Here is a 16,388-nt window from a genome sequence, read left to right as displayed (position 1 = left end):
TGGCGGTCACCACGAATAGTACAAATAAACAACTTGTATGACTAGTACCTCGGGGCGATCCCTGGGCCGCCCGGCACCGAAACACTCTGTACATAGTTATTGTGACCTGCAACACTGGCGGCGAGACCGTGTGAACCCCGCGCCCGCGGCGCGCCCCCGGGCACGCACCGCGGAAAGGATGTGGACCGATGCCGATCGACCCGCCCCACGCCGGACCGGCCGCCGCGCTGCTCCGGGACTTCTCCCTCGAGATGACGGGCAAGGACGTGCCGGCCCTGGAGGAGGCCGCCGCCGTGGTCCCGGCGGGCACCCGGATCAACGTGACCTTCCTCGGCAACGAGGACCTGGGCATGCGCGTGGCCGCGGCCCGCGCGGTGCGCGAGCACGGCTTCGTCCCCGTGCCCCACTTCTCGGCGCGGAGGCTGCGCTCCCAGGGCGAGCTCGAGGAGTTCCTCGCGGCGCTCGCGGAGGTCGGCGCCGCCGAGCACGTGTTCGTGGTGGGCGGGGACCCCGAGACCCCCGAGGGCCCCTACCCGGACTCCCTCTCCGTCATCCGCACCGGGGTGCTCCCGCGGCACGGCGTGCGGGGGGTGGGCGTCAGCGGCTACCCGGAGGGCCACCCCGGCATCGACGACGCCGCCCTCTGGTCCGCCCTGACCGACAAGACGGCCGCGATCCGCGAGCAGGGCCTCGAGCCCGAGATCATCACCCAGTTCGGCTTCGACAAGGACCCGGTCCTGGAGTGGCTGGCCGAGGTGCGCCGCCGCGGCGTCGACACCCCGGTGCGGATCGGGGTGCCGGGGCCGGCGGGCGTCCGGCGGCTGCTCGGCTACGCGCGCCGCTTCGGCGTGGGCACCTCGGCGGGGATCGTCCAGAAGTACGGCTTCTCCCTGACGAACCTGCTGGGCACCGCGGGCCCGGACCGCTTCCTGCGCAACCTCGCCGCCGGCCTCGATCCCGCCGTCCACGGGCAGGTGCTGCTGCACTTCTACACCTTCGGCGGGCTGCGGGCCACGGCCGAGTGGGTCCGCGAGTTCGGGACGGACGGGGGGATCCCGTGAGCGCGGCCCGCCCGTCGATGCTCCGCCCGGACCACGCCAGCCTCGTGGTGCACGGCCGGGACCAGCCGGGGATCGTCGCCGTCGTCACCGACGTCCTCGCCCGGCACGGGGCGAACATCGTGGCCCTCGACCAGCACTCGGACGACCCCGAGGGCGGGGCGTTCTTCCAGCGCACGGTCTTCCACCTGCCCGGCTACCCGGCCCTGCGGCCGGCGCTCGAGCAGGACCTCGGCGCGGCCCTCGCGGACGGGTTCGAGCTGGAGTGGCGGTTCACGGACCTCTCGGTGCCGCGGCGCGTGGCGATCTTCGCCTCGAAGTCCGACCACTGCCTGCTCGACCTCGTCTGGCGCCAGCGCCGGGGCGAGCTGCCCATGACGATCTCCATGGTCGTCTCCAACCACCCCGACATGGCCGAGGACGTCCGCGGCTTCGGCATCCCCTTCTTCCACGTCCCCACCCAGGACAAGGCCGCGGCCGAGGCGGAGCACCTGCGCCTGCTGCAGGGCAACGTCGACCTCGTGGTCCTCGCCCGCTACATGCAGATCCTGTCCTCCACGTTCCTGACCGAGGTCGGGGTGCCGGTGATCAACATCCACCACTCGTTCCTGCCGGCCTTCATCGGGGCCGAGCCGTACCGCAAGGCCAAGGAGCGGGGCGTGAAGATCATCGGCGCCACCGCGCACTACGTCACCGAGGACCTCGACGAGGGCCCGATCATCGAGCAGGACGTGGTCCGGGCCTCGCACCGGGACTCCGCGCAGGAGCTCGCCCGCCGCGGCGCGGACGTGGAGCGCCAGGTGCTCTCCCGCGCCGTGCTGTGGCACTGCCAGGACCGCATCATCCGGCACGACCGCCAGACCATCGTGTTCTGATCCCCGCCCCGGCCGCGCCGTCGCGGCCGGGGCACCACCGCAGAGAAGGAGTCAACCGTGGCACCCCGCACTCTCCAGGACGTCCTCGACGCCTCGAACGGCACCGTCGAGCTGCTCCGCAACTCGCAGATCGGCGCGTACGTCTACCCCGTGGTCGCGCCCGAGTTCCACAACTGGCGCAGCGAGCAGAAGGCGTGGCGGGAGACCGCCGTGCTCTACGACCAGTCCCACCACATGGACAACCTGTTCATCCGCGGCAAGGACGCCCTGCGACTGATCTCGGACACCGCGATCAACAGCACGAGGACGTTCCCCGTGAACAAGGCGAAGCAGTACGTGCCCACCACCCCGGCCGGCCACGTCATCGGCGACGGCATCCTGTTCCACCAGGAGGAGGACGAGTACGTCTACGTGGGCCGCGCCCCGGCCGCCAACTGGCTGCTCTACCACGGCGAGACCGGCGGCTACGACGTCGACATCGAGGTCGACCGCCGCTCCCCGTCCCGACCGATGGGCAAGCCCGTGGTCCGGAAGTACTGGCGCTTCCAGATCCAGGGCCCCAGCGCGTGGCAGATCATCGAGAAGCTCAACGGCGGGCCGCTCGAGCAGCTGAAGTTCTTCACCATGGACCGCATGAGCGTGGGCGGCGCCCGGGTGCGCACCCTGCGCCACGGCATGGCCGGCGCCCCCGGGCTGGAGATCTGGGGCCCCTACGAGTCCTACGACCAGGTGCGGGCCACGATCCTGGAGGCCGGCGCCGAGTTCGGCATCGTGCCCGTCGGCGCCCGGGCGTACCCCTCGAACACCCTCGAGTCGGGCTGGATCCCGTCCCCGCTGCCGGCGATCTACACCGGGGAGGGCACGGCGGACTACCGGAGGTGGCTCGGGGCGGACAGCTACGAGGCCACCAACGCGCTCGCCGGCAGCTTCGTCTCCGAGAACATCGAGGACTACTACCTCACGCCGTGGGAGCTGGGCTACGGGTCCTTCGTGAAGTTCGACCACGACTTCATCGGCCGCGACGCCCTGGAGCAGGTCGACCCCTCGACCCAGCGCCGGAAGGCGACCCTGGCCTGGAACGCCGAGGACATGACGAAGATCTTCGCCTCCCTGTTCGACACCGAGGGCCCGGACTACAAGTACTTCGACCTGCCCCTGGCCAACTACGGCTCGTCCAACTACGACGCGGTGGTCGACGCCGACGGCCGCACGGTGGGCCTGTCCATGTTCACCGGCTACAGCTACAACGAGCGCAAGGGCCTGTCCCTGGCGACCATCGACCCGAACGTGCCCGAGGGCACCGAGCTGAAGGTCGTCTGGGGCGAGCCGGACGGCGGCAGTCGCAAGACCACCGTGGAGCCGCACGAGCAGCTCGAGGTCCGGGCCGTGGTCAGCCCCGTGCCCTACTCCGAGGTGGTCCGCAAGGACTACCACGGGGGGTGGCGGACCGCCTCGGCGAAGGGCTAGCCGAGGAGCGGTCCGAGGGCGCGCAGCACGGGCCCGGGCTCCCAGCGCCCGAGGCCGTCGACCGCCCCGACGGGGTGCACGCCCGCCACCGAGTTGGTCACGAACACCTCGGTGGCGCGGGCGAGCTCCGCCCACGCCACCGGGCGCTCGCGGACGTCCGTGCCGGCGGCGCGCAGCGCCGCCAGCACGCGGGCGCGCACCACCCCGGGCAGGATCCGTCCGTCCGCGGGCGGGGTGAGCACGGCGCCGTCGACGACGACGAAGACGTTCGCCCGGCCCGTCTCCAGGAGCATGCCGTCCGCGTCCACGAGCAGCGGGTCGCAGCTGCGCGACCACAGCCCGGGGACCGGCTCGTGGGCGAGCACCCGGCGGTCCGCCCACTTGTGCCCCCCGAGGCCGCCGGGCAGCCGGACGGGGACGAGCCGCCACGGCGGCACCGGCTCCGGGGGGAGGGCCGTGGCCGTGACCGTCACGGTCACGGCGCCCCCCGGGGCGGGCACGGCCGTGATCCGCAGCCGGTGCGGACCGGGCAGCGCGGCGGCCCGGTCCAGCACCTCGCCGCGGACGCCTGCGGGCAGGGCCGCACCGCAGCAGGCGAGGCAGCTGGCGCCGAGCCGGGCGAGGTGGGCCTCGAGGTCCACGGGCGCGCCCTCGCGCACGAGCAGCGTGGTGAACACCCCCTCCTCCCGGGCCGGCGGGAGGACCGGCAGGGCCGGGAGGAGCTCGAGCACGGTCGCGGGCCGGTGCCCGTCCCAGTCCCGCCGGAGGTCCTCGTCCAGCACGGCCCCGACGGCGTCGAGCAGGGGCACCGCCTTCACGAGCGTCTCGTGCGCCTCGTCCGCGGGGTCGGAGTCGGCCACGATCCCGCCGCCCACCCCGAGCCGGACCCGGTCGCCGGTGAACTCGAAGGTGCGGATCGCCACGTTGAGCACCAGACCGGCCGGGCCCGCGCGGCCGATCGCCCCCGTGTAGATCTCGCGGGCCGCGGGCTCGAGCGCGTTGACGATCTCCATGGCCCGGATCTTGGGCGCACCCGTGCAGGACCCCGGGGGGAACGTGGCCCGCAGCAGCGCCCCGTCCCCCAGCCCCGCGGGCAGCCGCCCGTGCACGTCCGCCACCAGGTGGTGGACCCCGGTGTGCGGCTCGACCCGGGGCGTGGCCGGGGCGCGCACCGACCCGGGCACGCACGCCCGGGAGAGGTCGTTGCGCATCAGGTCCACGATCATGACGTTCTCCGCCCGGTTCTTCGCCGAGCCGTGCAGCGCCGCGGGGTCGCTCGCGGCCGGTGCGGTGCCCTTGATCGGGGACGTCAGGACCGTGCGCCCGGTGCGGCGCAGGAACAGCTCCGGGGACAGGCTCGCCACCGCGGCCCCCTCCGGGAGGCGCAGGAACGCGGCGAAGCGCGGGGCCAGGGCCTCCTGGCCGGCGCAGAACAGGTCCAGCGGGTCGCCCCGGAAACCGGCCTCGAGACCGCGGCAGACGTTGGTCTGGAAGACGTCGCCGTCGCGGATGTGGCCCAGCACCGCGGTCACGGCGGCGGCGTGCGCGGCGGCAGAGGCGTCGGCCGTGAAGGGCCCGCACCGGTAGGGCGCCGGTGCGTGCGGGGCGTCCGGCGCCGTGCGGGCGAGCTCCCGCGCGGCCGCCACCCGGGCCGGGTCCGTGCCCGGCAGCCACTCGAGCACCCAGGCGCCGTCCGCGGCGCGGTGGCGCAGGACGTGGTCGTAGTACCCGAGGTGGTGGTCCGGCAGCCGCGCGGGGCGCGGCGGGGCGGTGGGGAGCCGCTCGAGGCGCCGGGCCAGCTGGTAGCCGAGGTAGCCGATCCAGCCGCCGCCGAAGGCCGCCTCCTGGGGGTCGTCCGGCGGGGGATCCCCCTCCGGGGTGGCACCCGGCAGCGGGGCGTCCGGCAGCGGGGCGTCCGTCAGCGGGACCCGGGCGTCCAGGGCCGCGAAGGGGTCCTCGCCGGCGCCCAGCACCCGGAGCGGCCGCACGCCGATCACGGTGTCGCCGCCGGACCAGTCGCCGAACAGCCCCACCAGCCCGGGCTGGTCCCGCAGGGCCCGCAGCATCTGCACCGGGGACAGGCGGACCCCGGTGAGGACCTCCTGCGTCGTCACGGCCGCCTCAGCCGTTCCCCGGGGCGGTCGCGGACGGCCCGTCGCCCGCCTCCGCCTCGAGCCGCCACCGGGAGTTCGCCAGGTGCGCGCGCATCGCCGCCGACGCGGCGAGCGGGTCGCGGGCCCGGATCGCGTCCAGGACCGACCGGTGCTCGGCGGCGACCCGGGCCGCGCGCCCGCCGCCGGGGGCGCCGTCCAGCCGGCGCGGCGGCATGGTGATCATGGCGGGCCCGAGGCCGTTCAGGGCGTCCACGTAGTACGGGTTCCCGCTGGCCTCCGCCACGGTCCGGTGGAACTCGAAGTCGTTCTCCAGGGACGCGGCCGGGTTGTCGACCTCCTCCTCGGACCGCGCCAGGGCGTCCTCCATCCGGGCGAGCTGGTGCTCCTCCCGCGCCGTGGCCGCCAGCGCCGCGGCCTCGGACTCGACCCCGGTGCGGAAGGCCAGCAGGCGGCGCCGGTCCTGCAGGGTCCGCACCGGCCGGCTCGTCCCGCCGGGCGCGGCCGGAGGGGTCAGCACGAAGCTTCCGCTGCCCCGCCGGGTGTGCACGAGTCCCTCCGCCTGCAGCCGGGCGACGGCCTCGCGCACCACCGTGCGGCTGACCCCGTGCTCCGCGATCAGGGTGCTCTCGCTGGGCAGGCGCTCGCCGGGGGAGATGCGCCCGTCCACGATGCGCGCCCGGAGGTCGTCCACGAGGGTGGAGGTGAGGTTGCGGCTCATGGGGACATGATCCCACCCCGGGAGCGGCCCCCGCAGCCCGGGGCGTCAGGGCCGGCGGCCGACCTCCTCGACCACGCTGCGCCCCGTGCCTGCCCTGGACTCCCAGGCCCAGGTCTCGTGCAGGCGCACCCTGCCGTCCCCGAGCACCTCGATGCGGGACGTGCACGCCCCGCCGGCGGTCTCCCCGGCACGGTCCAGGTGCGAGTAGCGGAAGCTCAGCCCGTCCCCGGCGCGCGTGCCGACGAGGAAGCCCCGGCGCACCGAGCCGCCCGCGTACTCGGCCCACACGAGGTCGTCCTCCTGGTGGTAGTCGAAGACCGTGTCGGAGCCGACGTCCCCGTCGGCGGCGTTGGACACGCCCACGAACGTCCTCCCGTCGAGGTCCACGGCGTCCGGCGCGGTCGGCGGGGTGCGGTGCAGATCGGTCATGGGTCCACCGTACGGTGCGCCGGGCGCCGTCGTTATCGGTCCGCGATAACCTCCCTTGGCGGGCCCTTCCACGGGCCGCGACACTGGCACCGAGAGTCCCGGGGTGAACCGGGACGTCCGCGAGAGGGGAGCAGGGATGATCTTCATCGTCGTCAAGTTCAAGGTGAAGCCGGAGTGGGCCGACCGCTGGGTCGAGTTCTCGAAGGAGTTCACCGAGGCCACCCGCGCGGAGCCGGGCAACCTGTGGTTCGACTGGTCCCGCAGCGTGGAGGACCCGCACGAGTTCGTGCTCGTCGAGGCCTTCGCGGACGACGGCGCGGGCCCGCACGTGAACAGCGACCACTTCAGGAAGTTCACGGCGGAGGCGCCCCAGGCGCTCGTGGAGACCCCGCAGATCATCAGCGAGCAGATCTCCGCCTCGGGCTGGAACCGGATGGGGGAGATCACGGTCGGCTGACCGTCCGACGGCGCGCCGCCGGCCCGGGAGCGAGGCTCCCGGGCTGTTGGCATGTGCAACCCGGCACGCCACAATGTGAGGCATGACCGCACGCGACACCGGCATGGCCTCCGTCCAGAAAGCCTTCGCCCTCCTGGACGTGGTCGCGCGGGATCCCCGGGGCGCCACGGCCAAGGACATCAGCACCGAGCTGGGGATGCCGCTGCCCTCGGTCTACCGGCTGCTGCAGACGCTCGTGGCCTCCGAGCACGTGGTGCACCTCCGGGACCAGCGCCGCTACGGTCTGGGCTACAAGCTGCACGCGCTCGACGCCTCGCTGCGCCAGCAGGTCGCGACCCCGGCCACCGTGCAGCGCGCGGTGCGGGAGCTGCACGGGAGCGCCGACGCCGCCGCATACTTCGCGGTCTACCGCGGCGACGCCGTGGTGGTGGCGCACGTGGTCGACTCCCCGCGCCGGCCGCGCATCGACCCCATGGACTTCGGCTTCACGGGCGGCGCGCACGCCACGGCCTTCGGCAAGATCCTGCTCTCCCGCATGGACGACGACGAGGTGGCGGACTACCTCGGCCGCCACGGGATGCGCCCCCTGACGGACCGCACGCTCACCACGCCGGACGAGCTGGGGCGCGAGCTCGGGCGGGTGCGCGCGGAGGGCGTCGCCGTGGAGCGCGAGGAGTTCGTGCCCGGCGCCTCGTGCCTGGCCGCGCCGGTGGTCGACTCCGCCGGGCGCACCCTGGGCTCCGTGGCCGTGTCCCTGCGGCCCACCGACTTCGAGCGGCGGCACCGGGCGATCGCGCCGGTCCTGCGGGACGCCGCGGACCGGGTGGGACGGGCCCTGCGCGCCGCGGAGGGCTGCCCGGTCCGGTCCGCGACCGGCTGAGCAGCCCTCCACGTCCGGCGGCTACAGGTGGCGTCCCGCCAGCTGCTCGGCGATGTAGTCCGCCTGCCGGGCGGCCAGGGCCACGATCGTCAGCGTCGGGTTCGCCGCCGCGCCGGTCGTGAACAGGGAGCCGTCCGCGACGAACAGGTTCGGCACGTCGTGGGTCTGGCCGAACGCGTTGGTCACCCCGTCCTCGGGGCGCTCGCTCATCCGGGCCGTGCCCATGTTGTGCGTCGACGGGTAGGGCGGCGTGTGGTGCACGGAGGTCGCGCCCACGGACTCGTAGAGCAGGGACGCCTGCTGATAGCCGTGGTTGCGCATCGCCACGTCGTTCGGGTGGTCGTCGAAGTGCACGTTGGGCACGGGCAGCCCCAGGTGGTCCGTCACGGAGGAGTTGAGGGTCACCCGGTTGCTCTCCTGCGGCATGTCCTCGCCCACCACCCACATCCCGGCGGTGTTCTCGTAGCCGTCCAGCAGGGCTGTGAACTCCGGCCCCCAGGAGCCGGGGTCCACGAAGCTGGCGAGGAATGCGGGGCCCAGGGAGATCGTCTCCATGTAGTAGCCCCCGGCGAAGCCGCGGTCGACGTCGTGCCGGGACTCGTCCGCCACGAGCCCGGCCATCGTCTCGCCCCGGTACATGTGCACCGGCCGGTCGAACTGCGCGTAGATCGAGCCCGTGGTGTGCCGCATGTAGTTGCGGCCCAGCTGCCCGGAGGAGTTCGCGAGCCCGTCCGGGAACAGCGGGGAGCCGGAGAGCATGAGCAGCCGGGGCGTCTCGATCGCGTTGCACGCCACCGCCACCAGCCGTGCCCGCTGCCGCTGGACCCGGCCCTCGCCGTCGACGTAGAGCACGCTGTCGACCAGGCCCTTCTCCGTGTGGGTGATCTGCACGGCGTGGCAGTCCGGACGCAGGTCGAGGTTCCCGGTGCGCAGGGCCTTGGGGATCTCCGAGACGAGCGTGGACCACTTCGAGCGGTTCTTGTCGCCCTGGAAGTTGAACCCGTCCTGGACGGAGGCCGGCCGCCCGTCGTAGGGCTCCGCGTTGGTCCCGTAGGGGCCGGTCGCGTAGTGCCGGTAGCCGAGCTTCTGCGCGCCCGCGGCGAGCACCTTGTAGTTGTTGTTCGCGGGCAGCGGCGGCCGGCCGTGGCGGTGGGTGCTGCCGATCTTCTGCTCGGCCCGGTCGTAGTACGGGGCGAGGTCCTCCAGGCCGATCGGCCAGTCCAGGAGGTTGGCGCCGTCGACGCGCCCGTAGACGCTGCGCGTGCGGAACTCGTGGGCCTTGAACCGGGGCGTGGCCCCGGACCAGTGGGTGGTGGTCCCGCCGACGGCCTTGACGATCCACGCCGGGAGGTTGGGGAAGTCCCGGGCGATCCGCCACGACCCCGTGGTGGTGCGCGGGTCCAGCCAGGCCATCTGGTGGAAGGCCTCCCACTCGTCGTTGACCCAGTCCTCACTGGTCAGGTGCGGCCCGGCCTCGAGGAGCACCACCTTGATGCCCTTCTCCGTGAGCTCGTGGGCGAGGGTGCCTCCGCCGGCTCCGGAGCCGATGACGACGACGGCGGAGTCGTCGTCGAGCTCGATCCGTGCGGCGCGCTGCTGGTCCTGGGGCGTGGTGGTCATGCGGTCTCCCCGTGCTCGATGACGTCCGACCCCTTGAAGAGGTCGCTGAAGGGCTGCTCGGTGGTTTCGGAGGCGCCCTGCTGGTCCAGGTTCCACCCCTCCTTGGGGGCCGCGGTCGCCACCGGGTAGCCGAGGGGCCCGCACTCGGCCAGCTCCTCCTCGGACTCCTCGACGCGCGGGTCCGGCAGCCAGTCGAGGTCGTCGAAGCCGCGGTGCAGGTAGCCGCCCTTCGAGAAGGACTCGCCCTCGTAGCCCAGGGCCTCCCACACCTCGTGGTCGTCGTAGAGGTGCAGCACGGTGGTGCGGCGGATGAAGCCGAAGAACTCGAGGTCGGCGATCCGCTTGAGCACCTTCAGCGCGGCGTCGTCGGACAGCTCCACGAACGGTGCGTCGCTGAGCGAGTTCAGGGTCAGCAGCCCCTGGGTCAGGGCCATCCGGAACCACGTGGAGTCCTCGGCCTCGGCGGCGATCTTCTCCGCCATCCGTTCGTACGGGCCGTCGGGGATCCGGGGGTGGGGGAACGCCACCCGGATGACGCGGGTGAGGGTGCGCTTCGCCTCGTCCGTCAGGGCGAGGGCGTTGAGAGCGGAGTACTTCGCGGGATAGACCATGGGTCTCCTCCTCGTCGGCGGTGACGGGTGTGTCTCAGAGTGTGAGCCAGCGCACGTCCGCGGGCCAGGTCCGTTATCGCAGGACGAGAATCGGCGCCCGTGAGAGCATGGGCCGACCGAAGGAGGCCGTGTGATCGTCGAACGACTGCCGGAGCACCTGCACGAGGACGCCGTGTCCCTGTGGGAGGAGGCGGGGCTGACCCGCCCCTGGAACGACCCGCGGGCGGACCTGGACCGGGCGCTCGCCGGCCCGACCTCCACCGTCCTGGCCGCCGTCGAGGAGGGGCGTCTCGCCGGCACCGCCATGGTGGGCCACGACGGCCACCGGGGGTGGGTGTACTACGTGGCCGTGCACCCGTCCCGCCGGGGCCAGGGGCTCGGCCGCGAGCTGATGGTCGCCGCCGAGGGGTGGGTGGCCGGGCGCGGCATCCCGAAGATGCAGCTCATGGTCCGCAGCACGAACACGGGGACCCGGGAGTTCTACGAGCGGATGGGCTACGCCGTCCAGGACACCGTGGTGCTCGGGAAGTTCTTCGACCCCGAGCGGCAGGCCCGGCAGAGCGGCTGAGCCCGGCTCAGCGCAGGGGGTCGGTGACGCCCTGCGGGCAGTCGTAGCGGGCGAAGTCCCAGGCGCTGCGGCGCGCCCCCGCCCGGTAGGCGCTGTCCCAGAACTCCAGGACGGCGCCGTGCGGATCGGGCAGCGCCCGCACGTCGTCGTAGCGCAGGACCGCGAGGTGGCTGCCGCCGCGCTCGCGCCAGGACGCGGCGGCCGGCCGCAGGGGCTCACCGGCCAGCCCGTCGGGCTCCGGGGCGGTGTAGGAGTAGAAGGCCGGTTCCGGGAACGTGGGGTCCCCGAACCAGAACCCGGAGCTGATGACCTCCCGGGAGTAGGCCTCCCGGGTGACGGGGTCCGTGCCGGGCGGGGGATCCACGAAGCGGTCCGCGAAGCGGGTCACGGCGATGTCGAACGTGTGCCAGAAGTGGTGCACGGGGCTGGTCTTCCCGGACCAGCCGGCCGCGAACTCCTCCAGCAGCAGGTTCACCTGGCCGAGGACCTGCCAGTAGCGGGTGACGGCGGCGGTGTCGTAGGCGGCGTGCTCGGTGTCGGCGCCGAACGGGCGCCCGGAGTCGGGCAGGTCGAACGGGTGGGGACGGGCGATCGTCACCTCCACCCCCACCGCCTCCAGGGCGTGCAGGACCCGGGCGTGGAACTCGGCGACGGACAGCCCCGGCAGGGCGAAGGAGTGCCGGGCCCCGGCGGCGGTGCTCACGTCGAGGCGGTGGTCCAGGAGGTCGAGGTCGACGGCGAAGACCGGGTCCCGTCCCATCGGCCGGGTGGTGATGCCGCGGCCGGTCAGGTGGAACGGCACGTTCCACCAGTGGTTGCGCCGCGGCGCGGACGCCAGCCGCACCTTGCCGACCACCTGCGCGAACCGGTGGAGGGTGTCCAGGGTGTCCCGCCAGGACTCGTAGGGCATCTCGGGGAACGCGACGTGGGTCATGGTGGCCTCCTGCGCCCCAGTGTGCTGCCCCACCGGGCGGTCCGTCCAGGGCGCCCGGGGCCGCGGGCACGGGACCGGGGGTCCTCCCGGTGGGACACTGGGCGGGAACGATCCGGTGACGGCGCGGGGTGCTCCGGCGGGGCCCGTGCCCGACCCCGTGCCGGACCCCGGGACCGACCCCGGTACCGACCCCCGTACCGAGGAGGAACGAGCTGCCCATGGTGCGATCCTCCGGCGACGGCCCTCCGTCCGAGCCGCTGGCCTGGGGTGAGCGGCGGGCTCGCTGGGTGCTGGCCGCCACCGTGCTCGGCTCGGCCCTGACGTTCATCGACACGACGGTGGTGAGCATCGCCCTGCCGTCCGTCGCCGCCGACCTGGGCGCGGGGAGCACCGGCCTGACCTGGGTGGTCAACGGGTACACGCTGACCCTGGCCGCCCTGGTCCTGCTCGGCGGCTCGCTGGGGGACCGGTACGGCCGGCGCCGGATCTTCCTGATCGGCGTCGGCTGCTTCGCCGGGGCCTCCGCGCTGTGCGGCCTGGCCCCGGACGTCACCGTCCTCGTCGCCGCGCGGGCCGTCCAGGGGATCGGCGGCGCCCTCCTGGTGCCGACCGCGCTCGCGATCCTGCAGGCCTCCTTCGCCCCGGAGCACCGCGCCCGCGCCATCGGCGCCTGGTCGGGGCTCACAGGGGTCGCCTCGGCCGTGGGGCCGTTCGCGGGCGGCTGGCTCGTCCAGACCACCTCGTGGCGGTGGGTGTTCCTGGTCAACCTCCCGGTGGCGCTCGCCGTGGCGCTGATCGCCCGCCGGCACGTCCCCGAGTCGAGGAACCCGGCGGCGTGCCCGCAGCTGGACGTGCCCGGCGCGGCGCTGCTGGTGGCCGGTCTCGGGGCGCTGACGCTCGGGCTGACCACCGCGTCCGGCGACGACCCGTCGGTGCCGGCGGCGGGCGGGGCGCTCGCGGCCGGGGCCGTCCTGCTGGCGGCGTTCCTGCTCCGGGAGCGGCGTGCGAGGTCCCCGCTGCTGCCGCCCGCCCTGTTCCGCCGGCGCCTGTTCGTGGCGGCGAACGTCATCACCTTCGTGGTCTACGCCGGCCTGGGCGCGGTCTTCTTCGTCCTCGTCGTCGCCCTCCAGGTGGGAGCCGGGTTCTCGCCCGTGGCCGCCGGACTGGCCCTGCTGCCCGTCACCGTCCTGATGCTGCTGCTCTCGCCGTCCGCGGGCGCCCTGGTGCACCGGGTGGGTCCGCGGGCGCCCATGACCGCCGGGCCGCTGATCGCCGCGCTCGGGGTGCTCCTGCTGGGCCGGGCCGGGCCCGGGGCGCACTACCTCCTGGAGGTGCTGGTGCCGGCCGCGGTGTTCGGCGCCGGGCTGACCCTGCTGGTCACGCCGCTGACCGCCACGGTCCTCGGCGCGCTGCCCACGGAGCAGGCCGGGCTGGCCAGCGGGGTCAACAACGCCGTGGCGCGCACGGCGGGCCTGCTCGCGGTCGCGGCGATCCCGCTGGTGGGCGGGCTCGGGGAGACCGGTCTCACCGACCCGGCCCGGCTCCGTGCGGGGTTCCCCGTGGTCATGGGGCTGTGCGCGGGCCTGCTCGCGGCGGGCGGGCTGCTGTCCGCCGTGGTCCTCCAACCGCCCGCGGCGCGGGGCGGGCCGGGAGGCCTTCGCGCCACGACACATCCTTGACCGCCCGATCGGCGCGCTCCTAGCCTGAAGCCCCTGGTGGGACGCCGGTGGGGTGCGGAGGCCGGGGCGCGGGGGCGCCCGGTGCCCGGGCGGGCCGCGAGGCCGGTGGCAGGATCCTGACGTGCGCGTCCGCGCTCGTGCTCGCGCACCGGCGTCCGGCCGGTCCGACCGAAAGCAGTGGTGAGCCATGCGTGCTCCCGAGAACGACCACCGCCCCGCCTCCGGCCCCGGTCCCCGCGACCGGAGGCGCCGGCGCACGCGCCGGGCGGGCTCCGCACTGGCCCTGGCCGTGCTGCTGGCGACCGCTCCGGCGGCCGGGGCGGCCACGGTCGCCGCACCGCCGCCAGGCGTCCTCGTCACCGCCCAGGTGCCGCCCGGGCTCGAGGAGTTCTACGCCCAGCAGCCCGTCTGGACCCCGTGCGGGGCGGCGGCGGAGTGCGCCCTGGTGCAGGTGCCGCTCGACCACGAGAACCCGGCCGCAGGGCAGATCCAGCTGGCGGTCACCCGGGTGCCGAGCACGGACCCCGCCGCCCGGCAGGGCTCCCTGCTCGTCAACTTCGGCGGCCCGGGCGGATCCGGGACGGCTTCGATCGAGGCGTGGGCGGCCGGACTGGACCCGCGCGTCCGGGCCGCGTACGACATCGTGGGCTTCGACCCGCGGGGCGTGGGCAGCTCCACCGCGGTGGAGTGCCTCGACGACGCCGCAATGGACGCGAGCCGGGCCACCACGGTCGACCCCGACACCCCGGAGGGCCTGGCCCAGGCCGTCGCGGCGGCCGAGCGGTTCGCCGCGGCGTGCGCGGCGAACACCGGCCCGCTGCTCGGCGAGGTCGACACGGTCAGCGCCGCCCGGGACCTGGACATCCTGCGGGCGGTGCTCGGCGACGAGGAGCTCGACTACCTCGGCTACTCCTACGGCACCCGGCTCGGCGCCACGTACGCCGACCTCTTCCCCGAGCGGACGGGACGGTTCGTGCTGGACGCGGCGGTGGATCCGTCCCTCGACGGGGCCCGACTGACCCTCGATCAGGCCGCCGGCTTCGAACGTGCCCTCCGGGTGTACGTCGAGTCCTGCCTGCCCCTGGACGGGTGCCCGTTCGAGGGGACCGTCGACGAGGGGACGGCCGAGATCGAGGCGCTGCTCCGGCAGACCGAGGTGCAGCCGCTGCCGACCGCCGACGGGCGGCCGCTCACCGTGAACGACGCCGTCAGCGGGCTCATCAAACCGCTCTACGACTCGCGCATCTGGTGGTTCCTGACCCAGTCCCTCACGCTGGCCACGGAGCACGGGGACGGGACGGGACTGATGCGCCTTGCGGACATCGCCTACGGCCGGGGACCCGACGGCACCTACGCCAACTCCAGCGCGGCGAACATCGCGATCAACTGCCTCGACCTTCCCGAGGACGACGACCCCGCCGCGATGGCGGCGCTGGACGCGCAGCTGCAGGAGGTGTCCCCGACCCTCGGTGACTGGTTCAGCCACGACGAGGTCACCTGCGGGGCCTGGCCGCACGAGCCCGTCGGCGTGCCCGCCCCGATCGACGCCGCCGGTGCCGGGCCCATCCTGGTGGTCGGCGGCACGGGGGACCCGGCCACGCCCTACGCGTGGTCGCAGGCGCTGGCCGAGCAGCTCGAGGGCGGGCACCTGCTGACCCGGGTGGGCGAGGGGCACGGGTCCTACGCGACCGGCAACCGGTGCATCGACGAGACGGTCACCGCTCATCTCCTCGAGGGCGTGCTGCCCGCGGAGGAGCGGATCTGCTGAGCCGGAGGGCCCGCGGCGGAGCGGGCAGAAAGCGGCCGGTACGAGATCGCCCCCGCACCGGCCCAGCCACCAGGGAAATCAGGAAGATCCGGCGGCCTCGCCCCATCCTACTGAGACGCCGGTCACGGATCACCCCTGGATTTTCCGGACCGCGTGCGAACCGGCGCGGACCGCCGCCGCCGATCGACCGGCAGGACGTCCGGCGGCAGCTCATGAAGAACCATGACGGGCTCCGCGGCCGCTGCGGTGTGGTCCGTCTCCGCCCGGGCGGGACCGGCCGGCGTCCCCGCGGCGGAGCCCTGCGCGCGGCAGGCCCGGCAGCTGTCCCGCCAGGGACGCGACGAGGGCCAGGCCGAAGCCCGCGGCCTGGAGGCCCGTGAGCGTCTCGTCCAGCAGCAGGAGGCCCAGGGCCGCGGCCGTCACCGGAGTCAGCGGGATCAGCAGGGTCAGGCTCGTGGCCGGCACGCGCCGGCCGGCGTGGAACCACGCGGCGTAGGCAATGGCGCCGCCGGGCAGCGCCAGCCAGGCGTAGCCGAGCACGGCCGGCAGGTCCAGGAAGAAGGCACCGGTGTCCAGCAGGGGCACGAGCGGGGCGATCATCAGACCGCCCAGGGTCAGCTGCCAGCCGGTCGCCGCGAGCCCGCTCATGCCGTCGGGCAGACCCCACCTGCGGGTCAGGACCACCCCGGCGGCCATGACCGCGGTTCCGGCGAAGGCCGCGGCGAGCCCCAGGGCGTCCAGGGTGACGGTCCCGGCGAACACGGCCACGGACACGCCCGCCACTGCGGCGAGGGCCCACAGCATCCGGGGCAGCGGCGTGCGCTGCCGGAAGGCCAGCAGCAGCAGGAGTGCGGCGACCAGGGGCTGGGCGGAGCCCACGACCGCGGCGAGACCGCCCGGCAGGCGGTAGGCGCCGAGGAACAGCAGGGGGAAGAACGCCCCGAAGTTGAGCAGCGCGAGCACCGCGAACCGTCCCCACCAGTCCCGCGGCGGCCGCTGCCGGGTCAGGGCGAGCAGCAGCAGCCCGGCGGGGAGGGCCCGCAGGAGGGAGGCGGTCATGGGCCGGTCCGGCGGCAGCAGCTCGGTGGTGACCACGTAGGTGGTGCCCCACACGACCGGCGCCACGGCGCCCAGGAGGATCAGCCGGGCACGACCGGCCGGGGCGTGGTCCACCGGCGCACCTCCGATCCGCTCCGCGCCCCGTCCGGGG

The 16,388-nt window shown here is 74.4% G+C and carries 15 protein-coding genes; 8 read left to right on the top strand and 7 right to left on the bottom strand.

Translation table 11 applies throughout. The features are described 5' to 3' along the window. The first annotated feature begins 188 nt into the window (after positions 1 to 188). The 3 genes from ACP7CD_RS14820 to ligM are packed head-to-tail and all read left to right on the top strand — an operon-like array spanning position 189 to position 3,400. A complete protein-coding gene (locus ACP7CD_RS14820; protein ID WP_426120529.1) occupies positions 189 to 1,061 on the top strand; it encodes a methylenetetrahydrofolate reductase in 873 nt (290 codons plus the stop codon). 17 nt (positions 1,062 to 1,078) lie between these two features. Further along, complete coding sequence (gene purU / locus ACP7CD_RS14815) at positions 1,079 to 1,933, top strand: formyltetrahydrofolate deformylase (RefSeq protein ID WP_109268461.1); 855 nt, start codon at positions 1,079 to 1,081, stop codon at positions 1,931 to 1,933. 57 nt (positions 1,934 to 1,990) lie between these two features. Then, the gene (gene ligM / locus ACP7CD_RS14810) at positions 1,991 to 3,400 is read left to right on the top strand and encodes a vanillate/3-O-methylgallate O-demethylase (RefSeq protein WP_017834679.1); all 1,410 of its coding nucleotides are present in this window, start codon (positions 1,991 to 1,993) and stop codon (positions 3,398 to 3,400) included. On the opposite strand, the gene ACP7CD_RS14805 is transcribed toward ligM, so the two are convergent. From ACP7CD_RS14805 to ACP7CD_RS14795, 3 genes are read right to left on the bottom strand one after another with little or no spacing between them, the layout of a single operon-like run. Next, the gene (locus ACP7CD_RS14805; RefSeq protein WP_176336960.1) at positions 3,397 to 5,514 is read right to left on the bottom strand and encodes a bifunctional anthranilate synthase component I family protein/class IV aminotransferase; all 2,118 of its coding nucleotides are present in this window, start codon (positions 5,512 to 5,514) and stop codon (positions 3,397 to 3,399) included. The two genes, ligM and ACP7CD_RS14805, sit on opposite strands and share 4 nt — an antisense overlap. Positions 5,515 to 5,521: 7 nt before the next feature. After that, on the bottom strand, positions 5,522 to 6,232 hold the full coding sequence (locus ACP7CD_RS14800) for a FadR/GntR family transcriptional regulator (protein ID WP_426120528.1): 711 nt from the start codon (positions 6,230 to 6,232) through the stop codon (positions 5,522 to 5,524). A gap of 45 nt (positions 6,233 to 6,277) precedes the next feature. Next, positions 6,278 to 6,661, bottom strand: coding sequence for a hypothetical protein (locus tag ACP7CD_RS14795; protein WP_017834682.1), 384 nt, complete (start codon positions 6,659 to 6,661; stop codon positions 6,278 to 6,280). 136 nt (positions 6,662 to 6,797) lie between these two features. Between ACP7CD_RS14795 and ACP7CD_RS14790 the strand changes: the two genes are divergently transcribed. Beyond that, positions 6,798 to 7,118: a putative quinol monooxygenase gene (locus tag ACP7CD_RS14790; protein WP_017834683.1), complete on the top strand. Its 321-nt coding sequence runs from the start codon at positions 6,798 to 6,800 to the stop codon at positions 7,116 to 7,118. 82 nt (positions 7,119 to 7,200) lie between these two features. Then, complete coding sequence (locus tag ACP7CD_RS14785; RefSeq protein ID WP_017834684.1) at positions 7,201 to 7,998, top strand: IclR family transcriptional regulator; 798 nt, start codon at positions 7,201 to 7,203, stop codon at positions 7,996 to 7,998. A gap of 21 nt (positions 7,999 to 8,019) precedes the next feature. On the opposite strand, the gene ACP7CD_RS14780 is transcribed toward ACP7CD_RS14785, so the two are convergent. Together ACP7CD_RS14780 and ACP7CD_RS14775 are read right to left on the bottom strand one after the other, a co-directional pair. Then, positions 8,020 to 9,618 (bottom strand): GMC family oxidoreductase, encoded by a 1,599-nt coding sequence (locus ACP7CD_RS14780; RefSeq protein WP_426120527.1) that lies wholly within the window; start codon positions 9,616 to 9,618, stop codon positions 8,020 to 8,022. Further along, the gene (locus ACP7CD_RS14775) at positions 9,615 to 10,229 is read right to left on the bottom strand and encodes a hypothetical protein (protein WP_017834686.1); all 615 of its coding nucleotides are present in this window, start codon (positions 10,227 to 10,229) and stop codon (positions 9,615 to 9,617) included. Before ACP7CD_RS14775 ends, ACP7CD_RS14780 begins: the two co-directional genes overlap by 4 nt. 130 nt (positions 10,230 to 10,359) lie before the next feature. On the opposite strand from ACP7CD_RS14775, the gene ACP7CD_RS14770 reads away from it, so the two are divergent. Beyond that, on the top strand, positions 10,360 to 10,797 hold the full coding sequence (locus ACP7CD_RS14770) for a GNAT family acetyltransferase (protein WP_017834687.1): 438 nt from the start codon (positions 10,360 to 10,362) through the stop codon (positions 10,795 to 10,797). 7 nt (positions 10,798 to 10,804) lie between these two features. Here ACP7CD_RS14770 and ACP7CD_RS14765 read toward each other — a convergent pair whose 3' ends face one another. Continuing rightward, positions 10,805 to 11,731, bottom strand: coding sequence for a DUF5996 family protein (locus ACP7CD_RS14765; protein WP_109221395.1), 927 nt, complete (start codon positions 11,729 to 11,731; stop codon positions 10,805 to 10,807). 218 nt (positions 11,732 to 11,949) lie between these two features. On the opposite strand from ACP7CD_RS14765, the gene ACP7CD_RS14760 reads away from it, so the two are divergent. Both ACP7CD_RS14760 and ACP7CD_RS14755 read left to right on the top strand, forming a co-directional pair. Beyond that, positions 11,950 to 13,410 carry an MFS transporter gene (locus tag ACP7CD_RS14760; protein ID WP_017834689.1) on the top strand — a complete coding sequence of 487 codons (1,461 nt, stop codon included), beginning with the start codon at positions 11,950 to 11,952 and terminating at the stop codon, positions 13,408 to 13,410. A 187-nt stretch (positions 13,411 to 13,597) separates the two neighbouring features. Next, positions 13,598 to 15,178, top strand: coding sequence for an alpha/beta hydrolase (locus ACP7CD_RS14755; RefSeq protein ID WP_109243154.1), 1,581 nt, complete (start codon positions 13,598 to 13,600; stop codon positions 15,176 to 15,178). 210 nt (positions 15,179 to 15,388) lie between these two features. Here the strand turns inward: ACP7CD_RS14755 and ACP7CD_RS14750 are convergent, their stop codons facing one another. Next, positions 15,389 to 16,351 carry a DMT family transporter gene (locus ACP7CD_RS14750; protein ID WP_109221392.1) on the bottom strand — a complete coding sequence of 321 codons (963 nt, stop codon included), beginning with the start codon at positions 16,349 to 16,351 and terminating at the stop codon, positions 15,389 to 15,391. Positions 16,352 to 16,388 lie beyond the last annotated feature (37 nt).

This window comes from Kocuria sp. LHG3120 (assembly GCF_049897445.1).
Taxonomy (GTDB): Bacteria; Actinomycetota; Actinomycetes; order Actinomycetales; family Micrococcaceae; genus Kocuria; species Kocuria rosea.
This window is presented reverse-complemented; position numbering and strand designations above follow the sequence as displayed.